The following is a 20,826-nucleotide window of genomic DNA, read 5'->3' on the forward strand; positions in this document are numbered from 1 at the left end:
AGAATCAGTACGGGGGGCGCAGGCGCGACAGGGCCGCGCTGGTCAGCTCACCGATGCGTTCGAGGAAGTCGGTGCCCATGTCGGGCGCGAAGCGCTTGGTGTCGGGTGAGGCCAGCACCAGCAGGCCAAAGGCTTGCGGCGCGATGCCCGCGCGCAGGGGAATCAGGGCCAGCGAGGCGGCCGAGGCCGAGTCGGCCAGCCACTGCGCCGCCTCCAGCCCCGGGTTGGCTCCGCAGTACGGGCGCATGAGCGACGAGGCAAACGCCTTCACGTCGTCGCTGGCACCCTGGGCGAAGGCTTCCTCCACGTACGCGGGCTCCACGTCCCAGACCTTGATGCGCGACCTGTGGCACCAGGAAATGGTCGGCGATGGCCTTCGTGGTGACCTCGGGCAGCTCGCGCGCGTCGCGGGTCAGCAGCAGCTCGCGCGTCCAGCGTTGCAGCTTGTCGGCGATCACGGTGTTCTCGTTGCCGTGGCGGATCATCTCCGCGCCCTTGAGCTCCAGGCCCCGGATCTTCTCGCGCAGCATCTCGGCCTGGCGCTCCTGCAAGCTCACCGCGCGCTGGCCGTGCGGGCTGGTCAGTTGCACCGCCGCCAGCAGGCTCGCGTGGCGCTCGAAGAAGTCGGGTGTGTTCGCCAAATAGTTGGCGATGTCGTCTTCGGTGATCGGCGGGATGTGGTTGGCGTTCATGGCGTGTGCGGTTCGGTGGCGGGGTCAGGCGAGGTCGGGAATGTCGATCTCACCGTCGAAAACGGTGGTGGCGGGGCCGGTCATGAAAACCGGCTGGTCGTGGGCGGGGGTGTCCTTCCACTCGATGGTGAGCACGCCGCCCCGGGTGTGCACGTCCACCCGCTCGTCGAGCAGGCCCAGCCGGATGCCGGCCACCACGGCGGCGCAGGCGCCCGTGCCGCAGGCCAGGGTCTCGCCCGCGCCGCGCTCGTGCACGCGCAGGCGCACCTCGCTGCGGCTGACCACCTGCAGGAAACCGGCGTTGACACGGCGGGGAAAGCGTTCGTGCGTTTCGATCCAGGGTCCCCAGGACGGCACTGGGGCGGCCTGCACGTCGTCCACCAGCAGCACCGCGTGCGGGTTGCCCATGGAAAGCACGGCCACCGGCACATCGCCGGCATAGGGCAGCGCCAGCGGCCAGCGTTCGAAGCCGCCCATGGGCTCGGGCGTGAGGCCCTCGGCGTTGAAAGGCACGCGATCGAGCGCGAACACCGGGGGGCTCATGTCCACCGTCACGCGGCCATCGGTGTGCATCTTCAGTTCCAGCTCGGCGTTCATCACCTTCACGCGCAGCGGGTTCTTCGCGCTCAGGCCTTTGTCGTGCACGTAGCGCACGAAGCAGCGCGCGCCGTTGCCGCATTGCTCCACCTGGCCGCCATCGGCGTTGTGGATCACGTACTCGAAGTCCAGCCCGCGCCCGGGCGAAGCGCGCACGCTGAGGATCTGGTCGGCACCAACACCAAAGTGGCGGTCGGCCAGAAAGCGGTACTGCGCGGCGCTCAGGCCCAGGCGGCCTCGCGTCTCGTCAAGCACGACGAAATCGTTGCCGGCGCCCTGCATCTTGGTGAATCGGATGTGCATGGCCATCGATTATCCGCCCTGCGCCGCGCGGGCGTCAGCGCGCGGCGGCGCCTTGCCGCAAAATGCCCGCATGGTCCGCCCCACCCAACTCCTCCACCCGCCCCGCCCCCTTGCCACCGTGAGGCCCGCCGCCACCGTGCTGCTGCTGCGCGACAGCACCGACCCGGCCCGCCCCGGCATCGAGGTGCTGATGACCCGCCGCTCCATGACGGCGAGCTTCGCCCCCGGCGCCTACGTGTTCCCCGGCGGCGGCATCGACGCGGCCGACGCCCAGGCCCATGGCATCGCCACGCGCCGCCCCACGCAGAGCGACCTGCACCTCACGCAGGCGATCGCCGCCATCCGCGAAAGCTACGAGGAACTCGGCGTGTTGCTCGCGCACCGGGCCGACGGCTCGCCGGTGGACGACGGCGACATCGCCACGCTGGACCGCAAGGCCCCGTTCGCCGCGCAATGCCAGGCCCGGGGCCTGACGCTGGACGGCGCGGGCGTGTTCGTGCTCGCGCACTGGATCACCGACCGCGACCTGCCGCGGCGCTTCGACGTGCCCTTCCTCGTGGCCCGCATGCCTGCTGCGCCAACAGCCGGTGGCCGACGAGGCCGAGCAGTTCGAGCCGTGCTGGGTGCGCCCGGCGGACGCGCTAGAGCGCCACAAGGCCGGCAGCTTCTTCATCATCTTCCCGACCATCCGCACGCTGGAGCGCCTGCAAGCCTACCCCACCGTGCAGGCCGTGCTGGACGCCTGTGCGCGCAACGACGAGCCGCTGTGGACCAGTTGCCCGCGCGCCGGCCTGGTGCGGGGCGCCGAAGAGCGTTACATGGAACACGAGTCCCCGTTCGGCGAACTCGCCATGGTGTGCCCCGACGGACAGATGGTGCACAGCCTGGACTGGCAGAACGAACAGCCGGTGTCCTTGCTGAAGAACGTGCAACGCCTCACCGCGCCCAACCCCGGTTTCATGACCGGCCCGGGCACCAACAGCTACATCGTGGGCGACCCGGCCAGCGGCCACATCGTGATCGACCCGGGCCCGGACGAGCCGGCCCACATCGAGCGCCTGTGGCGCGCGGCGGGCGGGCGCATCCAGGCCATCGTCTGCACCCATTCGCACCCCGACCACTCCCCCGGCGCGCCGCGCCTGCAGGCGCTGTGCGCGGCGGCCGGCCTAGAGAAGCCGCCCATCCTCGGCCTGCCCAGCGCCCCCACCTCGCGCGAGAACAGCCGCTTCACGCCCGAGCGCGTGCTGGCCGACGGCGAGCAGCTCGTGCTGCTGGGCCAGGCCGGCGATGCCACGGTGTCGCACACGCTGGAGGTGGTGCACACCCCGGGCCACGCGGCCAACCACCTGTGTCTGGCGCTGGTGGAAGACGGCCTGCTGTTCACCGGCGACCACATCCTCAACGGCAGCACCACCGTGATCGACCCGCCCGACGGCAACATGGGCGCTTACCTCGATTCACTGGACAAGCTGGACGCCTTGTGCGAACGGCACGGCATCGAGTTCCTGCTGCCCGCGCACGGCTACGTGCTGGGTGACCTGCGGCGCACGGCCGACAACCCCAGCGCCCCGCTGCATGGCGGCGCGCGCGCGGCCATCGCCCACCTCAAGGCCCACCGCCTCGCGCGCGAGGCCAAGGTGGCGCGGGCCATGCAGGCCGTGCCCGAGGGCAGCATGGACGACTGGGTGAAGCTGGCCTACGACGACGTGCCCGACCGCCTGTGGCCGGTGGCCAAGCGCTCGCTGATTGCGCACGTGGAGCGCATCCAGAGCCTGGGCGGTTTCAACCTCTGAAGACGCCGGAGGCCACCATGCCGAAGTCCGCCAACCGGTACTCGCGTTTCGCCAAGGCCGCCGCGCGCTTCAGCGGCCGCCCGCGCGTCTTCACCCTGGCGGTCGCGCTCATCGTGGTGTGGCTGGTCACGGGACCGCTGTTCGGCTTCAGCGACACCTGGCAGCTGGTGATCAACACCGGCACCACCATCATCACCTTCCTGATGGTGTTCCTGATCCAGAACACGCAGAACCGCGACACCGAGGCCATCCAGGTCAAACTGGACGAACTCATCCGCGCCACCCAGGGCGCGCACACCGCCCTGCTGGACCTCGAAGAGCTGGAAGAGGAAGAGCTCGACGCCTTCCGCCAGAAGTACGAGGACCTGGCCGCCCAGGCGCGGGCGCGGCTCAAGGGCGGCGGCACGGACACCGACATTCCCGAGGCCTGAGCGCGCCCGGCCTCAGTCCGCCGCGACCCACACGCCGTTGCGCGCCTTGAGCACGAAACGGGCGCGGTGGTCGTAACCGTAGTGGTCGGCGGCGCTGTACTTCAGCACCCCCTGCGGCACCACCACCTCGCCGGTGTTCTCGATGGCCTTCTTCAAGGCCTGCCGGAACTCCACGGTGCCCGGCTTCGCCTGTTTCAGCGCCACCGGGATCGCCTTGTCGAGCAGCAGCTTGGCACCCCAGATGTTGGCCGCGAACTGGTTGTAGCTGCCGGCCCCGAACTTGGCTTCGTACAGCTTCACGAAATCGAGCGCGACCGGCTTGGACGGGTGGCTGTCGGGCAGCTGGTCGGCGCCCACGGCCGGGCCCGACAGCCCCAACGTGCCCTCCACGTCCTTGCCGCCCATGCGCAGCAGGTCGGGCGCCACCGCGCTGAAGGTCTGGTAGATGCGGCCCTTGTAGTTGCGATCGACCAGCGCCTTCTGCGGCATCACCGCGCCGCTGCCCGAGGCCACCACCAGCATGGCGTCGGGGTTGGGCGAGAGCACCTTGAGCGCCTGCGCGGTCACCGAAGCGTCGGCGCGGCCGAAGCGCTCCACGCTCACCAGCTTGAGCCCGGCCTCGTTGCCGTAGCGCGTCATCTCGCGCAGCCAGGATTCGCCGTACGCGTCCGAGTAGCCCAGGAAACCGAAGGTCTTCGCGCCGCTCTTCTTCATGTGCTCGATGGTGCCCTGCGCCATCAGCGAGATGCTCTGCGGCAGGCGGTAGGTCCACTGGCCGCGCTCGTCGGGCAGGTCGATCGGGGCGGCGGCGAGTTGCACGGTCTGCGACTCGCTAGCGACCTGGGCGATGGCGATGGCCGGCGGGCTGGCGGTGGAGCCGATGATCAGGTCCACCTTTTCCTCGGTAACCAGGCGGTGCGCATTGCGCGCGGCGTTGGTCGGGTCGGTGGCGTCATCGAGCACCACGTAGCGGATCTTCTCGCCCGCGATCTCGGTCGGGAACAGCTGGATCGTGTTGCGCGGCGCGATGCCCAGCGCCGCCGCCGGCCCGGTGATGGAAAAGCTGGCGCCGATCACGATCTCGGCCTGGGCCCCGACGCCGCTCAGGGCCAGGGTGGTGAGCGCGGCCAGGCGCAGGAATGGCTTCATCTTGTTGTCTCCTTCGGGTGGTGAATCGGTGATCGGCGCTCAGGCCACGGACTGCAGTGGAATCACGGCCGGGGTGGCGGCGGCCTCTTCGTCGTGCAGGCGCTTGATCAGCCAGCGGAACTGGTTGAGCGCCGCGTCGGCCGCGATCGGCTGCATGGGGCTGGGCGGCGTGCGGCGGATCAGGCGCTGCTGCGCTTCGATGATGCGGCGGTCCTCCTCGAAGGCCGTGCACAGGCTCTGGTAGATCGACTCGGTGATGGTCGCGTCGTCGAGCCGGAACTTGTGCGCCTGCATGAAGAAGTAGTGGGTGGTGGTGTCGGTCTCCGGCGTCAGCGCCTGGCAGCTGTGGAACTGCAGGGCCCCGGTCATGTCGTCGTCGGGCGTGTCGGCGGGCTTCACGCTGGCGGCCATCAGCAGGATGCCGGGCACGAGGTAGTCGTAGCTGAAGCGCCGGTTGACCTTGCCGGTGAAGCCGCCCAGGCGGGCGTGGTACGGCGCCGGCACGGTGTTGTTCACGTCGCGCGTCACGCGCACGCCGCGCTCCAGGCGTTCGATCACGGGGCGCACCTCGGCGATGTTGGGCGAACCGCCCAGGGTCTTCTCGTGCACGTAGGACAGGTGCGAGAAGTCCAGCAGGTTGTCGGAGATCAGCTGGTAATCGGCGTCGTAGTGCAGGTAGCCCGGCTTCATGCGCCACTCGGGGTGGTTGAGCGAGTACGCATCGGGGATCAGCGCCGGGTCGGCCCGCTCGGGGTCGCCCATCCAGATCCACAGCCAGCGCCCGCGCTGCACCATGGGGTAGCTCTTCACGCACAGCTTGGGCGGGATGCGGTCCTGGCCCGGGATCTCGGTGCACTGGCCCGTGGCGTCGAACTTGAGGCCGTGGTACATGCAGCGCACGCCGTCGCCCTCGCGCCGCCCCAGGTTCAGCGGCGCGTGCCGGTGCGGGCACTTGTTGTCCAGCGCCACCGGCGTGCCGTCGGCCAAGCGGTAGATCAGGATGGACTGGTTGAGGATGCCGCGTTCGAGCAGCGTGTCGGCCAGCACCTCGTGGTCCCAGGCCGCGACGTACCAGCAATTCTTGACGAACATGTCTTTGTCTCCGTGCTTGCCGGCGGCATCGTGGGCTGCCGGTCTGGGGAACGGAATCTAGGGCGGCCAGCCCGGACCATCAATACACTATGCCGATACCCACTATCTGCCGGAGCGATGATGGACTTCGACCTCAACCTGCTGCGCGTGCTGGTCAGCCTGGACGAGACGCGCAACGTCACCCGCGCCGCCCAGCAGCTGGGCATGAGCCAGTCCGGCTTCAGCACCGCCCTGAACCGGCTGCGCCTGCAGTTCGAGGACACGCTGTTCGTGCGCACCTCCAAAGGCATGGAGCCGACGCCGCGCGCCCGCGAGATGGCGGGTACGGCGCGCGCGGTGCTCGGCCAGGTTCGCACCGGCATCCTGGCCGACCCGCAGTTCGACCCGGCCACCACGCAGACCGAGTTCCGCCTGGTCATGGCCGACGTGGCCGAGATCGTGTTCCTGCCCCGCCTGATCCGCCACCTGGCGGTGCATGCGCCGCACGCCTCCGTGCGCTGCTTCCCCCTGCCCAGCTCGCAGCTGGAGGCCGCGATGGAGGCGGGCGAGGCCGACCTGGCCATGGGCTACTTCCCGGATCTGAGCAAGCAGGTGTTCTTCCACCAGCGGCTGTACATGCACACCTTCGCCTGCGTGATGCGCGCCGACCACCCGTTCGCGCAGACCCGGCTGAGCCTGAAGGACTTCGAGTCGCTGGACCACGCGCTGGTGAGCTCGCCCGCGCGCAGCACCGACCTGGTGGACCGCTTCATCGAACGCAAGGGCATCCACCGCCACGTGGTGCTGCGCACGCCGCATTACATGAGCCTGGCGGCGGTGATCGCCGAATCGGAGCTGGTGGCGACGGTGCCGCTGGCCGCCGGCATGAGCGTGGCGCGCAGCGGCGCGATCCGCCTGGTGCGCCCGCCTTTCGACCCGCCGCGCTTTGCCGTGCAGCAGCACTGGCACCGCCTGTACCGCCACGACACGCGCAACCAGTGGCTGCGCGCGCAGGTGTCGCAGCTGTTCAACGAACAGTCGGACGAGTGGCGCGCGGTGGAGCAGTCGATGTATGGCGGAGAAACGATCCGGCGCCGGGCCGCCCCAAGCCGGATCAGCCCCCCTGGGGGGCAGCGACCCGCGCAGCGGCGGAGCGTGGGGGCCAATAAAGTGTGAAGCGCACCGATAAGCCGGATTCTGTGCGGCGGGGTTGCCCCCACCGTGACCGCCATTCATCTGGGCCGGGGATCACTCCCCGGCTCGGTGCCACCTACCCGCCAGCTCCGCGGAACCACGTCAACGCTGGCCTATTTGGTGTTGCTGCGCGTAGAGATTGCCCGTTTCACCCGAACTGAATCGGCTCGTCTCTGTTGCTCTGATCCTCACCTTAGGGCCCATCGAGCGAGCTCGATGGGCTTGTCGGCGGAGAGGTGTTACCTCCTACGCTGTCCTGTGCAGTCCGGACGTTCCTCCAGCACACCCTTTCGGGATGTCGTGCCAGCGGCGGTCTGGTGCGCTTCACGCGGCGATTATCGCCTGCTCAAACGAGGCGCTCGATCTTGCGATGCCGCCACACCAGCCGGTAATACGCGGTCTGCATCACCAGCATGGCCACGTACGCCACCGGGAACGCGACCCACACGCCGGGCAGGCCCATCTTCGCGTCGAGCACGTAGGCCGCCGGCAGCTGGATCGCCAGGATGCAGAAGACCGAGATCGCCATGGGCACCATCACCACGCCGCTGGCGCGCATGAGGCCACCCACCACCGCCTGGAAGCCGAACACCAGGATGCTCCACAGCATGATGTGCAGCAGGTGCTCGGCCTGCGCGCGCACCTCGGGCTGCGTGAGGAACAGACCCATCAGCTTGTGCGAGAGCGCGTAGCCCAGCAGCACCAGGGCGCCGGTGAGCACGGCGTTGAGCCACAGGCCGGTGCGCAGGATCGCGCCCAGGCGGTCGACCCGGCCCGCGCCGATGGACTGCGCCGCCAGGATGGATGCGGTGATCGCGATGGACAGCGCGGGGAACTGCACGTAGTTCACCACCTGCGTGACCGCGCCGTAGGCCGCCGTGGCCTGCGAGCCGTGGCCGTTCACCAGCGCGAGGATCACGAGTTCGGAGACCGAGATCACCACCATCTGCAGCCCGGTCGGGATGCCGATGCGCATCACCTTGGCCAGGATGTCGCGGTCCAGCCGCAGCGCGCCGATCAGCTCGCGATCGACGGCCAGCACGTGGTGCTTGCGGCCCAGGCGCCACGCCAGGAAACCCAGCGCCGCCGCGTAGGACACCAGCCCCGCGTAGGCCGCGCTCTGGATGCCCAGGCGCGGCAGCCCCAGCCAGCCCTGGATCAGTGCCGGCGTGAGCAGCAGGCCCAGCGCGGTCGACAGCAGCAGGGCGATCAGGGGCGAGACCGTGTCGCTCACGCCGCGCAGCAACTGCGTGAACAGGATGAAGACCAGCAGCAGCGGCATGATGAGCAGCATCACCCGCGCGTAGGCCACCGCGTCGTCGAGCACGTCCACCGGCGTGCCCAGGGCCTGCAGCGCCGGCCGCGCGAACACCACGCCCAGCACGGCGGCGACCAGACCGATCAGGGCGCCCAGCACCAGCGCCGTGCCCGCGATGGCCTTGACCTTGTGTGGCTCGCGCGCGCCCCAGGCCTGGCCGATGAGCACCGAGGCGCCCGCGCCGATGCCGATCACCAGCGAGATGAAGAAGAACACGATCGGGAACATGCCCGAGACCGCCGCCAGCGCGTGCGTGCCCAGCATCTGGCCGATGAAAATGCCGTTGAGCGTGCCCGACAGCCCTTGCAGGATGTTGGACAGCACCATGGGCACGAGGAAAACGAGGTAGACGCGCCAGAGCGGGCCTTGGGGAGCGTTGGGCATGGAGGGCTTCTTGTTGTCTTGTTGAAAAGGGATCAGGCGGATGGTGCCGCCGTTTCGGGCGCGAACGCGTCGCGCGCGAGCCAGGCCAGGTGCGCCTGCACGTCCGCCGGCCAGCCGGCGATGCAGCGCGCGAAGGCCTCGGCGTCGTGGGCAAACAGCGCGCGCGAGGCTTCTTCGAATCCCTCGAAGCCCCCCGCGATGGCGCTCATGAAGCGGTAGGCGCGCTCCTTGGCCTGGCGCCAGCCGTCGCGATCGGCGTGGGTGCGGCGCGCTTCCTCGACCAGGCGCCGCAGGGCCGCCGACGCGCCACCGGGCTGCTGCGCCAGCCACTCCCAGTGGCGTGGCAGCAGCGTCACCTCGCGCGCCACCACGCCCATGCGCGGTCGGCCCACCTGGGGGGCGGCGGCGGGTGCCGCGCGGCGCGCGTCATCGGCGGGCGGTGCCGGGTGGCCGGACGGCCAGGGGTGATCGACCTGCGCCGCGGTGGCGTCGTCGAACACCAGCAAGCCGCCCGCCGAGAGGTCGAGCGTGGCGAGGGCCCGTGCCACCTCGTCGTAAGTGCCGAAGGCCACCCGTTTCGAGCCGATGAAGGCGGTGCAGGTGGGAAGGGTTGTGTCGTTCATGCGCTGCATTGTACCCGGGTTTAATAATTTCACCCGGATTATTTTGATGGCGGCGCATTGACGACAATACGGGGGCTTCGTCTTCTGCTTGATCAACACAAGCCCCACGACACATGATCCGCCTCTCCGAACTCAAACTGCCGCTGGCCGCCGTGCCGGCCGAACACCGCCGCGCCGCCGACGCCCCGACCGAAACCGAGGTCGACCGGCAGCCCCCGCCGCATCCCATCGACGCCCTGACCGCCCTGGCCGCCACCGCGCTGGGCATCGAGGCCGCGCAGATCGCCCACCTGGACGTGTTCAAGCGCAGCTTCGATGCGCGCAAGGCCGACCTGCTCGCGGTCTACATCGTCGACGTGGCGCTGGCCGACCCGGGGCAGGAAGCCGCCCTGCTCGCGGCGCACGCGGGCAAGCCCCACATCCAGCCCACGCCCGACATGGCCTGGCACGCCCCAGGCCACGCACCGGCGCATTGGCCCAGCGACGAGCGCGAGCGCCCGGTGGTGGTGGGCCTGGGGCCCTGCGGCCTGTTCACGGCGCTGGCGCTGGCGCAGATGGGACTGCGGCCCATCGTGCTCGAGCGCGGCAAGCCGGTGCGCGAGCGCACCAAGGACACCTGGGGCCTGTGGCGCAAGCACGTGCTCAACCCCGAGAGCAACGTGCAGTACGGCGAGGGCGGTGCCGGCCTGTTTTCCGACGGCAAGCTCTACAGCCAGATCAAGGACCCGCGCTTCCTCGGCCGCAAGGTCATGCACGAGTTCGTGGAGGCCGGCGCGCCGCCCGAAATCCTTTACACCGCGCACCCGCACATCGGCACCTTCAAGCTGGTGCGCGTGGTGGAGGCCATGCGCGAGAAGATCGTCGCGCTGGGCGGCGAGATCCGCTTCCAACACCAGGTCTGCGGCATCGGCCTGGCCCAGGCCGGCGAAGAAGGCCAGCGCATCGACCGCCTGCAGGTGCGGCGCCTGGACAGCGGCGACACCATCGACATGCCGGTGCGGCGCGTGGTGCTCGCCCTGGGCCACAGTTCGCGCGACACCTTCGCCCTGCTGTGGGATGCGGGCGTGTTCATGGAGGCCAAACCGTTCTCCATCGGCTTTCGCATCGAGCACCCGCAAGGCGTGATCGACCGCGCGCGCTGGGGCCGCCACGCCGGCCACCCGCTGCTGGGTGCAGCCGACTACAAGCTGGTGCACCACGCGAAGAACGGCCGCGCGGTCTACAGCTTCTGCATGTGCCCGGGCGGCACCGTGGTGGCCGCCACCTCCGAACCCGGGCGCGTGGTCACCAACGGCATGAGCCAGTATTCGCGCAACGAGCGCAACGCCAACGCGGGCCTGGTGGTGGGCATCGAACCCAGCGACTTTCCGCAGGCGTTGGCGCAAGACCTGCCGCTGTGGACCGCCGCCTTCGGCGAGACCGACGGCGCGCGCTACACCGAGCAGGCCCGCGCGCTCGCAGCGCAAGGCCGCACGCACCCGCTGGCCGGCATCGTGCTGCAGCGCGAACTCGAAGCCCGCGCCTACCAATTGGGCGGGGCCAACTACGAAGCGCCCGGCCAGCTGGTGGGCGACTTCCTGAAGCAGACGCCTTCGAGCGCGCTGGGCGAGGTGGAGCCCTCGTACCGGCCCGGCGTGAAGCTCGGCGATCTGGCCCCTGCCCTGCCCGCCTACGCCATCGAGGCCATGCGTGAGGCGCTGCCGGTGTTCGGCCGCAAGATGCGCGGCTACGACATGCCCGACGCCGTGCTGACCGGTGTCGAAACCCGCACCTCGTCGCCGCTGCGCCTCGCGCGCGGCGACGACTGCCAGAGCCTGAACACGCGCGGCCTGTACCCGGCCGGCGAAGGCGCGGGTTATGCCGGCGGCATTCTCTCGGCCGGTGTGGACGGCCTGCGGGTGGCCGAGGCGCTCGCGCGAGACCTGCTCGGCGAGGCCGCCCCGGCAGCCCTCAGGGCCGCTTGAGGAAGTCCACCGCCAGCGCGGCCAGCGAACGGGCGCCCACCGGCAGCTGGGCCTCGTCGAGGTCGAACAGCGGCGAGTGGTTGGACGGCGCCTTGGCGAAGTCCTGCCCCTTCTGCGGCGCGCCCAGGAAATAGAAGAAGCCGGGCACCACCTTCTGGAACTCCGAGAAGTCTTCCGAGCCGCTCACCTTGGGGATCAGCATGACCTTGCCACCCAGGGCTTCGCGCAGCGCCGGCAGCGAGGCTTCGGTGAGCTTGGCGGGGTTGGTGGTGACCGGGTAGGCCACCGGGCCGAAGCTCACGCGCGCCTTGGCGCCGCTGGAAGCCGCGATCGACTCGGCGGTCGCCACGATGCGCTTCTTCGCGTCCTCGCGCATCTCCTCGTCGAAGGTGCGCAGCGTGCCCATCATCTCCACGCTGTCGGGAATGATGTTGTAGCGCGTGCCACCCTGGATGGAGCCGATGGTGATGACCGCCGGCTCCTTGCTGATGTTGAGCTGGCGGCTCACGATGGTCTGCAGACCCAGCACCACCTGGCTCGACGCCACGACCGGATCGACCGCGGCCCAGGGCGACGACCCATGGCCGCCGCGCCCGTCCACGTGGATGGTCAGCGCGTCCGAACCGGCCATCAGCGGGCCGCTGCGGTAGCCCACCACACCCGAGGGCAGGTTGGACGTGATGTGCAGGCCGTAGATGGCCTGCACGTCCTTCAAGGCCCCGGCTTCGATCATGGCCTTGGCGCCGAAGCTGGGCACCTTGCCGCTGGCATCCGCCACCACGGGCGCGCCCTCCTCGGCCGGCTGGAAAATGAACTTCACCGTGCCCGGCAACTGCGCGCGCAGGCCCGCCAGCGCCTCGGCCGCGCCCATCAGCATGCGCCACGTGGGCGTCGTGCCCGCAGGCGTGCATCACCGACACTTCCTTGCCGAGGTAAGTGGCCTTCTGCTTCGAGGCGAACGCCAAGCCGGTCTTCTCTTCCACCGGCAGCGCGTCCATGTCGGCGCGCAGCGCCACCACCTTGCCCGGCAGACCACCGCGCAAGGTGCCCACCACGCCGGTGCCGCCCACGCCGGTCTGCACCTCCATGCCCAGCTTGCGCAGGTGCTCGGCCACCAGCTTGGCGGTGCGCACTTCCTGGCCCGAGAGCTCGGGATGTTCATGGATGTCGCGGCGCCACGCCACCATCTTGGGCGCGAGCGCGTCCACCGCCGTCTCGATCTGCTTGAAACCGGCGGCATCGAGCGCCTGGGCCGCCACCGGCGTGGTCAGCCAAAAACCACCGCTGGCCGCGAGTGCCGCCACGAGCGAGGACGTTGAGAGGGACAAGCGCATCAGAAGTACCCCTGGGGGAAGTGAATGAGACGTCCATGCTAAGAGCGCGCTTCCCTCGGTAGGAAGCTAATATCGCCATTCAGGAAGCCGATACCGCCATGCCCGCCCAGCCCCCTTTTGTCGTCGAGATCGCCGTGTTGCCTGAAAGCGCCATGGGCCACGCCCTGGCGCTGGTGGAATTGCTGCGCACCGCCAACCTGATGGCGGGCCTGCGCCTGGGCGCCCGGGCACCGCGCCTGGCTTGGCGCTTCGTCGATGCCCTGGGCCAGCCGCTGCGCGCCGAAGAAGGGCTGCTGCAGGCGCTCGCGCTCGAAGGCCAGGGCGGCGACAGCCCTGCGGCAGCGCTGTTCATCGCGCCCCTGCACCTGGCCGACATTCCCACGCTTCGCCAGGCCGTGCAGCGCCACGCGGCGCTCGCGCGCCGGGCCGCGCTGATGGTGGACACGGGCCGCCGGGTGTGCACGCTGGGCAATGGCGCCTGGTTCGCCGCGCACAGCGGGCGGCTGGACGGGCGCCGCCTCGCGCTCGCGTGGTACTACGTCGCCGGCCTGCGCCGCGACTTTCCCACCCTGACGCCCGAGGCCGGGCAAGGTTTCTGCGAGGACGGCCCCTGGCTCAGCGCCGCCTACCCCGCCGACCTGGGCCCGCTCGCCATCGCGCTGGCGCAGCACGCCCTGGGCACCGAACCGGCCGCGGCCCTGGCGGCGGTGCTGCAACCCGATCGCGACCGCGAACTCGCCGCCGCGCAGGCCTCGCACGCCATTCCGAACACCCGCGACAGCACACTGGCACGCGCCCTCGCCTGGATGGAGCAGCGCGTGGAGCAACCCTACGACCTGGCGGCGCTGGCGACCGCCGCCGCGGTCAGCGCCCGCACCCTGCTGCGCCACTTCCAACAGGAGCTGGGCCATTCGCCGCTGGACCACCTGCACGGCCTGCGCTGCGCCCGGGCGCGCGTGCTGCTCGAGATCACGCTGGAGAGCGTGCCCACGGTGGCGCTGGCCTGCGGCTACACCGACCCGGCGGCATTCCGCCGCGTCTTCGCGCGCCACACCGGGCTCACCCCCACCGCCTACCGGCAACGGCACGCCCTGCGCGCGCCACGCCGTCGCTGGCGGGTGGACACCGGTGCCAGCGTGGACACCGCGCTCTCGGCCCTGCGATCGGCGGCAAAAAAGCCGGGAACCCCGTAGAACGACACGAATCTTTACAGCATGGGCATCCGGGCTTGACACAAGCGGTGCATGCTTCAGGCTACCCCCATAAGGAGTTCTCCATGAAAACCCCCGTTCTGATTCCCGTGATGACCGGCTTGCTCGCCCTGGCCGGCAGCGGCGTGGCGCACGCTCAGGATGAACAAGGCCGCGTGGTCAGCAGCACCCCCGTCATCCAGCAGGTGGCCGTGCCGCGCGAGGTCTGCAGCGACCAGCAGGTGACCTACCAGGGCCAGAAATCCGGCGCCGGCGCACTGATCGGCGGCATCGCCGGCGGTGCGATGGGCAATGCGATCGGCGACGGCGGTGGCCGTGCCGCTGCCACCGTGATCGGCCTGATCGGCGGCGCCATGCTGGGCAACCGCATCGAAGGCCCGAGCCAGCCCTACACCGAAACCTACCGCCAGTGCGGCACGCAGACCTTCTACGAAAACCGCACCGTGGCCTACGACGTGGTCTACGAGTACGCCGGCCGCCAGTACCGCACGCAGATGCCGCAGGACCCGGGCCGCTTCGTGCGCCTGAACGTCACACCGGCCGACGCCATGCCGCCGCCTCCGCCGCCCGTGGTCTACCCCTCCTACCAGCCCCAGACCCAGTACGTGGAGCCGTCCACCCGCATCACGATCGGCACCACCTACTACCCCGCCTACCCGGGCAACCGCTGGGGCCCGGGCCACCCGTACCCGCGCCACGACGGCTACTACAACCGCCGCGACAACGACCGCTGGGAACGCAACCGCTGAACCCGGCCCCAAAAACAAAAAGCGACCTGAGGGTCGCTTTTTTTGTTGGGCCGTACGGATCAGGCCTGCTGTTGTTGCTGGAGGGCAGCGATGCGCTCCTCGATCGGCGGGTGCGTCGAGAACAGCTTGCCCAGGCCGCCGGTGATGCCCAGCGCCTGCATGGTCTTGGGCAGTTCGCCCGGCGTCAGGCCGCCCAGGCGGGCCAGCGCGTTGATCATCGGCTGCTTGCGGCCCATCAGGCTGGCGGCACCCGCGTCGGCGCGGAACTCGCGCTGGCGGCTGAACCACGCCACGATGATGGCGGCCAGGAAACCCAGCACGATGTCCATCACGATGGTGGTGATCATGTAACCGATGCCGGGGCCGGAGTTGTTGTCGCTGCCGCGGCGCAGGAAGGCATCCACCGCGTAGCCGATCACGCGGCTGAGGAACACCACGAAGGTGTTCATCACGCCCTGGATCAGCGTCATGGTGACCATGTCGCCGTTGGCCACGTGCGCGACCTCGTGGCCGATCACGGCCTCGACTTCCTCCTTGGTCATGTTCTGCAGCAGGCCGGTGGACACCGCCACCAGGGCCGAGTTCTTGAACGCGCCGGTGGCGAAGGCGTTGGGCGCACCGTCGAAGATGCCGACCTCGGGCATGCCGATGTTGGCCTTGTCGGCAAAGCGGCGCACGGTCTCCACGATCCAGGCTTCGTCGGCGTTCTGCGGCTGGTTGATCACGCGCACGCCGGCGCTGAACTTGGCCATGGGCTTGCTGATCAGCAGCGAGATGATGGCGCCGCCGAAGCCGATCACGAGCGAGAACCCGGCCAGCGCCGTCATGTTCAGCCCGTTGGCCGTGAGGAAGCGATCCACGCCCAGGATGCGGGTGGTGATCAACAGCACCGCCATCACGGCGAAGTTGGTCAGGACAAACAGCAGGATGCGTTTCATGGGGACTCCGGGTTATAGGTATCGACGACAGCGGGATGATAAGTGGGGCCGCCCACGCGGTTCTTCAAGCGGCACCGCCCTTTCAGCGCGCGCCGGCCTCACACCTGGGGCAGCAGAAAGCGCCGTTCCCAGGCACTGATCTCGTTGAGGAAGCTCTCGTGTTCCAGCGCCTTGACCGCGAGGTAGGCGCGCACGAAGCGCTCGCCCAGCAGGCGCGGCGCGTGAGCGCTCTGGGCCATTTGTTCGTGGGCGGTGAAAAAAGTTCGCGGCAGGCCCCGGGGCAGGTCGTAGCCGTTGTCCTGCACCGGTTCGCCCGGCAGGCAGCGCGTCCGCAGGCCTTCCAGGCCGGCGGCGAGCGTGGCGGCCATGGCCAGGTAGGGGTTGGCGTCGGCGCCGGCCAGGCGGTTTTCCACCCGGCGCGCGGCCGGTGGGCTCACCGGCACGCGCAGGCCGGCGGTGCGGTTGTCGCGGCCCCATTCCACGTTGATCGGCGCCTGGCTGCCAGCGACGTAGCGGCGGTAGGAATTGACGGTGGGCGCGTAGATCAGCGTGAGATCGGGCGTGAAGGCCTGCAGGCCGCCGATGTAGTGCAGGAAGGCCTCGCTTTCGGCCCCATCGGCCTGGCTGAAGATGTTGCGGCCTTCGGCGTCCACCACGCTCTGGTGCAGGTGCATGGAGCTGCCCGCTTCGCCCGCCAGGGGCTTGGCCATGAACACCGCGTTGAGGCCGTGCTGCAGCGCGATCTCGCGCGCCGCCGTCTTGAACAGGAAGGCCTGGTCGGCCACGGCCACGGGGTCGCCGTGCAGCAGGTTGATCTCGTATTGGCAGGGGCCGACCTCGTGCAGCCAGGTGTCGGCCCGGATGCCGAGCGCGTCGATGGCGGCGTGGAACGCGTCCCAGAACGGCGCCAGTTCGTTGAGCGCGTTCAGGCTGAAGGCCGACTGCCCGACCTCGGGCCGCCCCCCCGCCCCACCGGCGGCGCCAGCGGCTGGGCCGGGTCGGTCATGGCGGCGGTCAGGTAGAACTCGATCTCCGGCGCGACCACGGGCGTGAGCCCCAGGGCCTGGTAACGCGCCACCACGTTCTTGAGCACCGAGCGCGGGGCGAACTCGCACAGGCTGCCGTCGAGTTCCACGCAGTCGTGCACCGCGAGGTAGCGCGGCACGCTGGCCCAGGGGGCGAGCTTGAGCGTGGCCAGGTCGGGCACCAGGCGCACGTCGGGATCGCTGTCGGGAAAGACCTTGTCGTAGGAATACTCGCCCGTCACGCACTGCATGGGAATGGCCTGGCAGATGCGCAGTTCACCGCCCGCGGCGAAGCTGGCCGCCGGCATGAGCTTGCCGCGCGGGTAGCCGGTGACGTCGGCGAACAGGCATTCCACGTCGCGCACGCCGGTGGCGCGGAAATGAGCGGCGAGTTCGGCGCGGTCAGCGTCTTGCGCCAGGTTCAGGTGGGACCAGGAGGTCGTGGCGGGCTGGGTCATGGGGTGTCCGTTGGGGCATCGGTGCGCCTGGGGCGGAACACCCCGGCGTCGGCATAGTAAGCGGGATCTTCGTTCGCCGCCCACCAGCCCGGCACGCCCAGCACCGGCAGCGGCGTGAACGGTTTGGCCGCCAGCACCGGCGCGCTGAGGCCCTGCGCCAGCCACTCGTCCCACGCGGCGAGGTCGTCGCCCAGTGCCACCGGCACCGGCACGCGAAAAACGTGGGCGGTGATGGATTTGTAGGGCATCACCAGTTTTTCCAACAGGGCGTGGCCGAACAGCACCAGCCTCGCCTGCGCCCAGAGCGGGCGCAGCGTCACGAACAGGCGGTGCCAGTCGCGGGCCGCCAAGGCCTCCCAGAGCGGCGCGGGAGCCTGCAGCAGGGCGGCGTTTTCGTCGAACAGGGTGAGTGCGTCGCGCACCGGGCCCCGCACGTCGCGCACGCCGTCGGCGGCGATCTGCGCGGCCTGCAGCTGGTTCAGGCACTGTTTGGTCAACGGGAAACGGCGCCAGCACAGGCCGTTGAAGAAGTCGTGCAGGTTCTCGCGCGTGGGCACGCGGCCGGTGTCGAAGATGAACTGTTCGTAAGGGGTGCCGGCGGGCAATTCGGCCTGCGGCACGAAGCGCACCGGGGCGGCGCCACCCAGCGCCTGCGGCCAGGGCTCGCCGCCCGCCAGGGACGTGGCCACGGCCCGCCCCTCATCGGCCACGGGCGCGAACCAGGGCGCGGTCCAGTCGAGCGCCAGTTCCAAGGGACTCAGGCTTGCTGGCGCCAGGGCAAGGCCTCGCCGCCACGCAGGGGCTTGAGATCGGCCTCGCCAAAGCGGAAGCTCTGGGGCGTGGTCCAGCTCTCGCGCTTCAGGGTGACGGTGCCGCTGTTGCGCGGCAGCCCGTAGAAGGCCGGGCCGTGGAAGCTGGCGAAAGCCTCGAGCTTGTCGAGCGCGCCCACCGAGTCGAAGGCCTCGGCATACATCTCGATCGCGGCGTGCGCGGTGTAGCAGCCGGCGCAGCCGGTGGCGTGCTCCTTCAGGTGGGCCGGGTGCGGCGCGCTGTCCGTGCCGAGGAAGAAACGGTCGCTGCCGCTGGTGGCGGCGGCCACCAGGGCCTGGCGGTGGGTCTCTCGCTTGAGCACCGGCAGGCAGTAGTAATGCGGGCGGATGCCGCCGGTGAAGATGGCGTTGCGGTTGTAGAGCAGGTGGTGGGCCGTGAGGGTGGCGGCGGTGAACGCGCCGGCCTCGCCCACGTACTGCGCGGCCTCTTTCGTGGTGATGTGCTCCATCACGATCTTGAGCTCGGGAAAGTCGCGCCGCAGCGGAATCAGCTGCTCATCGATGAACACGGCCTCGCGGTCGAACAGGTCGATATCGGGCGAGGTCACTTCGCCGTGCACCAACAACAGCAGGCCGGCGCGCTGCATGGCTTCCAGCGTCTTGTAGGTCTTGCGGATGTCGGTCACGCCGGCATCGCTGTTGGTGGTGGCGCCCGCGGGGTAGAGCTTCAAGGCGACCACGCCCACGTCCTTGGCGCGCGCGATTTCCTCGGGCGGCAGGTTGTCGGTGAGGTAGAGCGTCATCAGCGGCTCGAAGGCCATGCCGGCGGGCACGGCGGCGCGGATGCGATCGCGGTAGGCCATGGCCTGCGCCGCGGTGGTCACCGGCGGCTTGAGGTTGGGCATGATGATCGCCCGGCCGAACTGCGCCGCGGTGTGCGGCACCACGGTGTGCAGCGCCTCGCCATCGCGCACGTGCAGGTGCCAGTCGTCGGGTCGGGTGATCGTGAGGGTCTGTGGGGCGGTCGAGGCGTTCATGCCTCGATTGTCGCAAACCTGCAAAGGCGATCAGGGCACCTTGTCGGTCGGGTATTTCCAGAAATCCCGCAGCAGGTAGCTCACGGGCAGGTTCAGCGACACGCCCTTGGGCGGGATGGGCTGGGTGAACCAGGTCGCGTAGATCGCCTGGATCTCACCGCTGTAGATGAGCCGGCGCATCTCGTCGTCCACGATCTTCTTGAACGCCTCGTCGTTCCGCGGCAGCATGATCGCCAGCGGCTCGGTGGTGAAGAACCGGCCCACGACCCTGAGGGAGGTCGGGTCCGGCCGTGCAGCCGCCAGACCGAACAGCAGCACGTCGTCCATGGCAAAGGCGTCGGCCTCGCCCTTCTCGACCATGCCCACGGCCTGCTCGTGGTCGTCCGCCTCCACGACGCGCAGCGGGAGCCCACGCTCCCGCACCATGCGGCGCAGTGCATCCAGGGGCGTCGTGTTGCGGGTGGACACCACCACCTTGAGATCAGGGTGATCCAGCCGATCCACCGCGCTGTCGCGCCGGACCATGAGGCGTGCACCGGTGATGAAGTGGGGAATCGTGAAGGCCACCCGCTGGCGGCGCGCGGCGTTGTTGGTGGTGGAGCCGCACTCCATCTGGGCCTGGCCCTGCTCCACCGCGTCCAGGCGGTTGGAGGGCGTCACAGCGAGGTAACGCACATCGAGCTTGCTCAGGCCCAGCTTGCGTTGCACGGCCTGCGCCAGGCGGCGGCAGATGTCGAGGGCGTAACCCACCGGTTTGCCCGTGCCGTCCAGATAAGAGAACGGCACGGAGGATTCGCGGTGGGCCAGCACCAGCACGCCATCGCTTGCCACACGGTCCAGCACCGGGCCGGCCTGGGCGGTGGCGATGCTGGCCAGACACGCCGCGATGAGGATCCTGCGCAGGCAGGTCGTAAGGATCGAGAACACAACGACACCCCCCAAAAGAGTGCCGAGAGCATAGAGAAAGGCCCACCGCGAAGCCAATGCCCATCCCGCATCCGCCCATGTCAAGGGCACATGCGGGCGTGCCGGCGAGGCTCAGTGCGCCAGGATCTTGTTGAGGAAGTCCTTGGTGCGCGGCTGACGCTCCTCCGGCTTGCCGAAGAAGTCGTCCTTGGAGCAGTCCTCCAGGATCTTGCCGCCCACGTCCATGAAGATCACGCGGTTGCTGACCTTGCGCGCGAAACCCATTTCGTGCGTCACGCACATCATGGTCATGCCTTCGTGGGCCAGGCCGATCATCACGTCCAGCACTTCGCCGACCATCTCGGGGTCGAGCGCCGAGGTGGGCTCGTCGAACAGCATGACGATGGGGTCCATCGACAGGGCTCGCGCGATCGCCACGCGCTGCTGCTGACCGCCCGAGAGCTGGCCCGGGAACTTGTCCTTGTGCGCCGACAGGCCCACACGATCGAGCATCTTGAGGCCGCGCTTCTTGGCTTCGTCGGGGTTGCGCCCCAGCACCTTGATCTGAGCGATCGTGAGGTTCTCCGTCACCGACAGGTGCGGGAACAGCTCGAAGTGCTGGAACACCATGCCGACGCGGCTGCGCAGCTTGGGCAGATCGGTCTTGGGGTCGTGCACCGCGATGCCATCGACCGTGATCTCGCCTTTCTGGAAGGGCTCGAGCGCGTTGATGGTCTTGATGAGGGTCGACTTGCCTGAGCCCGACGGGCCGCACACCACGACGACTTCGCCCTTCTGGATGTTGGTGGAGCAATCGGTCAGCACCTGGACGCTGCCATACCACTTGGAGACGTTCTTGAGTTCAATCATTGCAATTCC

17 protein-coding genes, 1 other RNA gene and 3 pseudogenes are annotated in these 20,826 nt (G+C 69.4%); 6 read left to right on the forward strand and 15 right to left on the reverse strand.

What is annotated here, in order from left to right:
- Window positions 1–4 precede the first annotated feature (4 nt).
- A pseudogene (locus ACFJI0_RS18660) lies at window positions 5–692 on the reverse strand (DUF484 family protein).
- Window positions 693–716: 24 nt separating this feature from the next.
- Window positions 717–1,592 (reverse strand): diaminopimelate epimerase, encoded by an 876-nt coding sequence (dapF, locus tag ACFJI0_RS18665; protein ID WP_382321765.1) that lies wholly within the window; start codon window positions 1,590–1,592, stop codon window positions 717–719.
- Window positions 1,593–1,662: 70 nt separating this feature from the next.
- Between dapF and ACFJI0_RS18670 the strand changes: the two are divergent.
- Both ACFJI0_RS18670 and ACFJI0_RS18675 read left to right on the forward strand, forming a co-directional pair.
- Window positions 1,663–3,385 (forward strand): annotated as a pseudogene (locus ACFJI0_RS18670) (MBL fold metallo-hydrolase).
- Between the two features lie 17 nt (window positions 3,386–3,402).
- On the forward strand, window positions 3,403–3,816 hold the full coding sequence (locus ACFJI0_RS18675) for a low affinity iron permease family protein (protein WP_382321768.1): 414 nt from the start codon (window positions 3,403–3,405) through the stop codon (window positions 3,814–3,816).
- Window positions 3,817–3,828: 12 nt separating this feature from the next.
- Here the strand turns inward: ACFJI0_RS18675 and ACFJI0_RS18680 are convergent, their stop codons facing one another.
- Together ACFJI0_RS18680 and ACFJI0_RS18685 are read right to left on the reverse strand one after the other, a co-directional pair.
- Window positions 3,829–4,965, reverse strand: a complete 1,137-nt coding sequence (locus tag ACFJI0_RS18680) for an ABC transporter substrate-binding protein (protein WP_382321771.1) — start codon at window positions 4,963–4,965, stop codon at window positions 3,829–3,831.
- A gap of 39 nt (window positions 4,966–5,004) precedes the next feature.
- The gene (locus tag ACFJI0_RS18685) at window positions 5,005–6,057 is read right to left on the reverse strand and encodes a Rieske 2Fe-2S domain-containing protein (RefSeq protein WP_382321774.1); all 1,053 of its coding nucleotides are present in this window, start codon (window positions 6,055–6,057) and stop codon (window positions 5,005–5,007) included.
- Window positions 6,058–6,174: 117 nt separating this feature from the next.
- Here ACFJI0_RS18685 and ACFJI0_RS18690 point away from each other — a divergent pair, with 117 nt between their 5' ends.
- On the forward strand, window positions 6,175–7,212 hold the full coding sequence (locus ACFJI0_RS18690) for a LysR family transcriptional regulator (RefSeq protein WP_382321777.1): 1,038 nt from the start codon (window positions 6,175–6,177) through the stop codon (window positions 7,210–7,212).
- On the opposite strand, the gene rnpB is transcribed toward ACFJI0_RS18690, so the two are convergent.
- The 3 genes from rnpB to ACFJI0_RS18705 all read right to left on the reverse strand — a co-directional run bounded on the left by rnpB (window position 7,207) and on the right by ACFJI0_RS18705 (window position 9,555).
- Window positions 7,207–7,556: RNase P RNA component class A (gene rnpB, locus ACFJI0_RS18695), an RNA gene on the reverse strand. The genes ACFJI0_RS18690 and rnpB overlap by 6 nt on opposite strands.
- 20 nt (window positions 7,557–7,576) lie before the next feature.
- Window positions 7,577–8,932: an MATE family efflux transporter gene (locus tag ACFJI0_RS18700; protein WP_382321780.1), complete on the reverse strand. Its 1,356-nt coding sequence runs from the start codon at window positions 8,930–8,932 to the stop codon at window positions 7,577–7,579.
- A gap of 32 nt (window positions 8,933–8,964) precedes the next feature.
- Window positions 8,965–9,555: a DUF2239 family protein gene (locus ACFJI0_RS18705; protein WP_382321782.1), complete on the reverse strand. Its 591-nt coding sequence runs from the start codon at window positions 9,553–9,555 to the stop codon at window positions 8,965–8,967.
- A gap of 113 nt (window positions 9,556–9,668) precedes the next feature.
- Between ACFJI0_RS18705 and ACFJI0_RS18710 the strand changes: the two genes are divergently transcribed.
- On the forward strand, window positions 9,669–11,519 hold the full coding sequence (locus tag ACFJI0_RS18710; RefSeq protein WP_382321785.1) for an NAD(P)/FAD-dependent oxidoreductase: 1,851 nt from the start codon (window positions 9,669–9,671) through the stop codon (window positions 11,517–11,519).
- Here ACFJI0_RS18710 and ACFJI0_RS18715 read toward each other — a convergent pair.
- Window positions 11,506–12,853, reverse strand: a pseudogene (locus ACFJI0_RS18715) (amidohydrolase). The gene ACFJI0_RS18710 and the pseudogene ACFJI0_RS18715 sit on opposite strands and share 14 nt — an antisense overlap.
- Window positions 12,854–12,951: 98 nt before the next feature.
- Between ACFJI0_RS18715 and ACFJI0_RS18720 the strand changes: the two are divergent.
- Both ACFJI0_RS18720 and ACFJI0_RS18725 read left to right on the forward strand, forming a co-directional pair.
- Complete coding sequence (locus ACFJI0_RS18720) at window positions 12,952–14,046, forward strand: GlxA family transcriptional regulator (protein WP_382321788.1); 1,095 nt, start codon at window positions 12,952–12,954, stop codon at window positions 14,044–14,046.
- An 83-nt stretch (window positions 14,047–14,129) separates the two neighbouring features.
- Entirely contained in the window at window positions 14,130–14,813 is a 684-nt protein-coding gene (locus ACFJI0_RS18725; RefSeq protein ID WP_291117898.1) for a glycine zipper 2TM domain-containing protein, read from the forward strand.
- 59 nt (window positions 14,814–14,872) lie between these two features.
- On the opposite strand, the gene htpX is transcribed toward ACFJI0_RS18725, so the two are convergent.
- From htpX to ACFJI0_RS18760, 7 genes are all read right to left on the reverse strand, one after another.
- On the reverse strand, window positions 14,873–15,751 hold the full coding sequence (htpX, locus tag ACFJI0_RS18730) for a protease HtpX (protein WP_382321791.1): 879 nt from the start codon (window positions 15,749–15,751) through the stop codon (window positions 14,873–14,875).
- A gap of 98 nt (window positions 15,752–15,849) precedes the next feature.
- Window positions 15,850–16,680 carry a glutamine synthetase family protein gene (locus tag ACFJI0_RS18735; protein ID WP_382325724.1) on the reverse strand — a complete coding sequence of 277 codons (831 nt, stop codon included), beginning with the start codon at window positions 16,678–16,680 and terminating at the stop codon, window positions 15,850–15,852.
- The gene (locus tag ACFJI0_RS18740) at window positions 16,677–17,234 is read right to left on the reverse strand and encodes a hypothetical protein (protein WP_382321794.1); all 558 of its coding nucleotides are present in this window, start codon (window positions 17,232–17,234) and stop codon (window positions 16,677–16,679) included. The genes ACFJI0_RS18735 and ACFJI0_RS18740 overlap by 4 nt, the downstream gene beginning before the upstream one ends.
- The gene (locus ACFJI0_RS18745) at window positions 17,231–17,986 is read right to left on the reverse strand and encodes a DUF3025 domain-containing protein (protein ID WP_382321796.1); all 756 of its coding nucleotides are present in this window, start codon (window positions 17,984–17,986) and stop codon (window positions 17,231–17,233) included. Before ACFJI0_RS18745 ends, ACFJI0_RS18740 begins: the two co-directional genes overlap by 4 nt.
- A 5-nt stretch (window positions 17,987–17,991) precedes the next feature.
- Entirely contained in the window at window positions 17,992–19,041 is a 1,050-nt protein-coding gene (gene pyrC / locus ACFJI0_RS18750) for a dihydroorotase (protein ID WP_382321799.1), read from the reverse strand.
- A 30-nt stretch (window positions 19,042–19,071) separates the two neighbouring features.
- On the reverse strand, window positions 19,072–19,959 hold the full coding sequence (locus tag ACFJI0_RS18755) for an amino acid ABC transporter substrate-binding protein (protein ID WP_382325726.1): 888 nt from the start codon (window positions 19,957–19,959) through the stop codon (window positions 19,072–19,074).
- Window positions 19,960–20,079: 120 nt separating this feature from the next.
- A complete protein-coding gene (locus ACFJI0_RS18760; RefSeq protein WP_291117914.1) occupies window positions 20,080–20,817 on the reverse strand; it encodes an amino acid ABC transporter ATP-binding protein in 738 nt (245 codons plus the stop codon).
- Window positions 20,818–20,826: the final 9 nt, after the last annotated feature.

Origin of the sequence: Hydrogenophaga sp. UC242_53 (genome assembly GCF_042696965.1) — a bacterium.
GTDB lineage: Bacteria > Pseudomonadota > Gammaproteobacteria > Burkholderiales > Burkholderiaceae_C > Hydrogenophaga.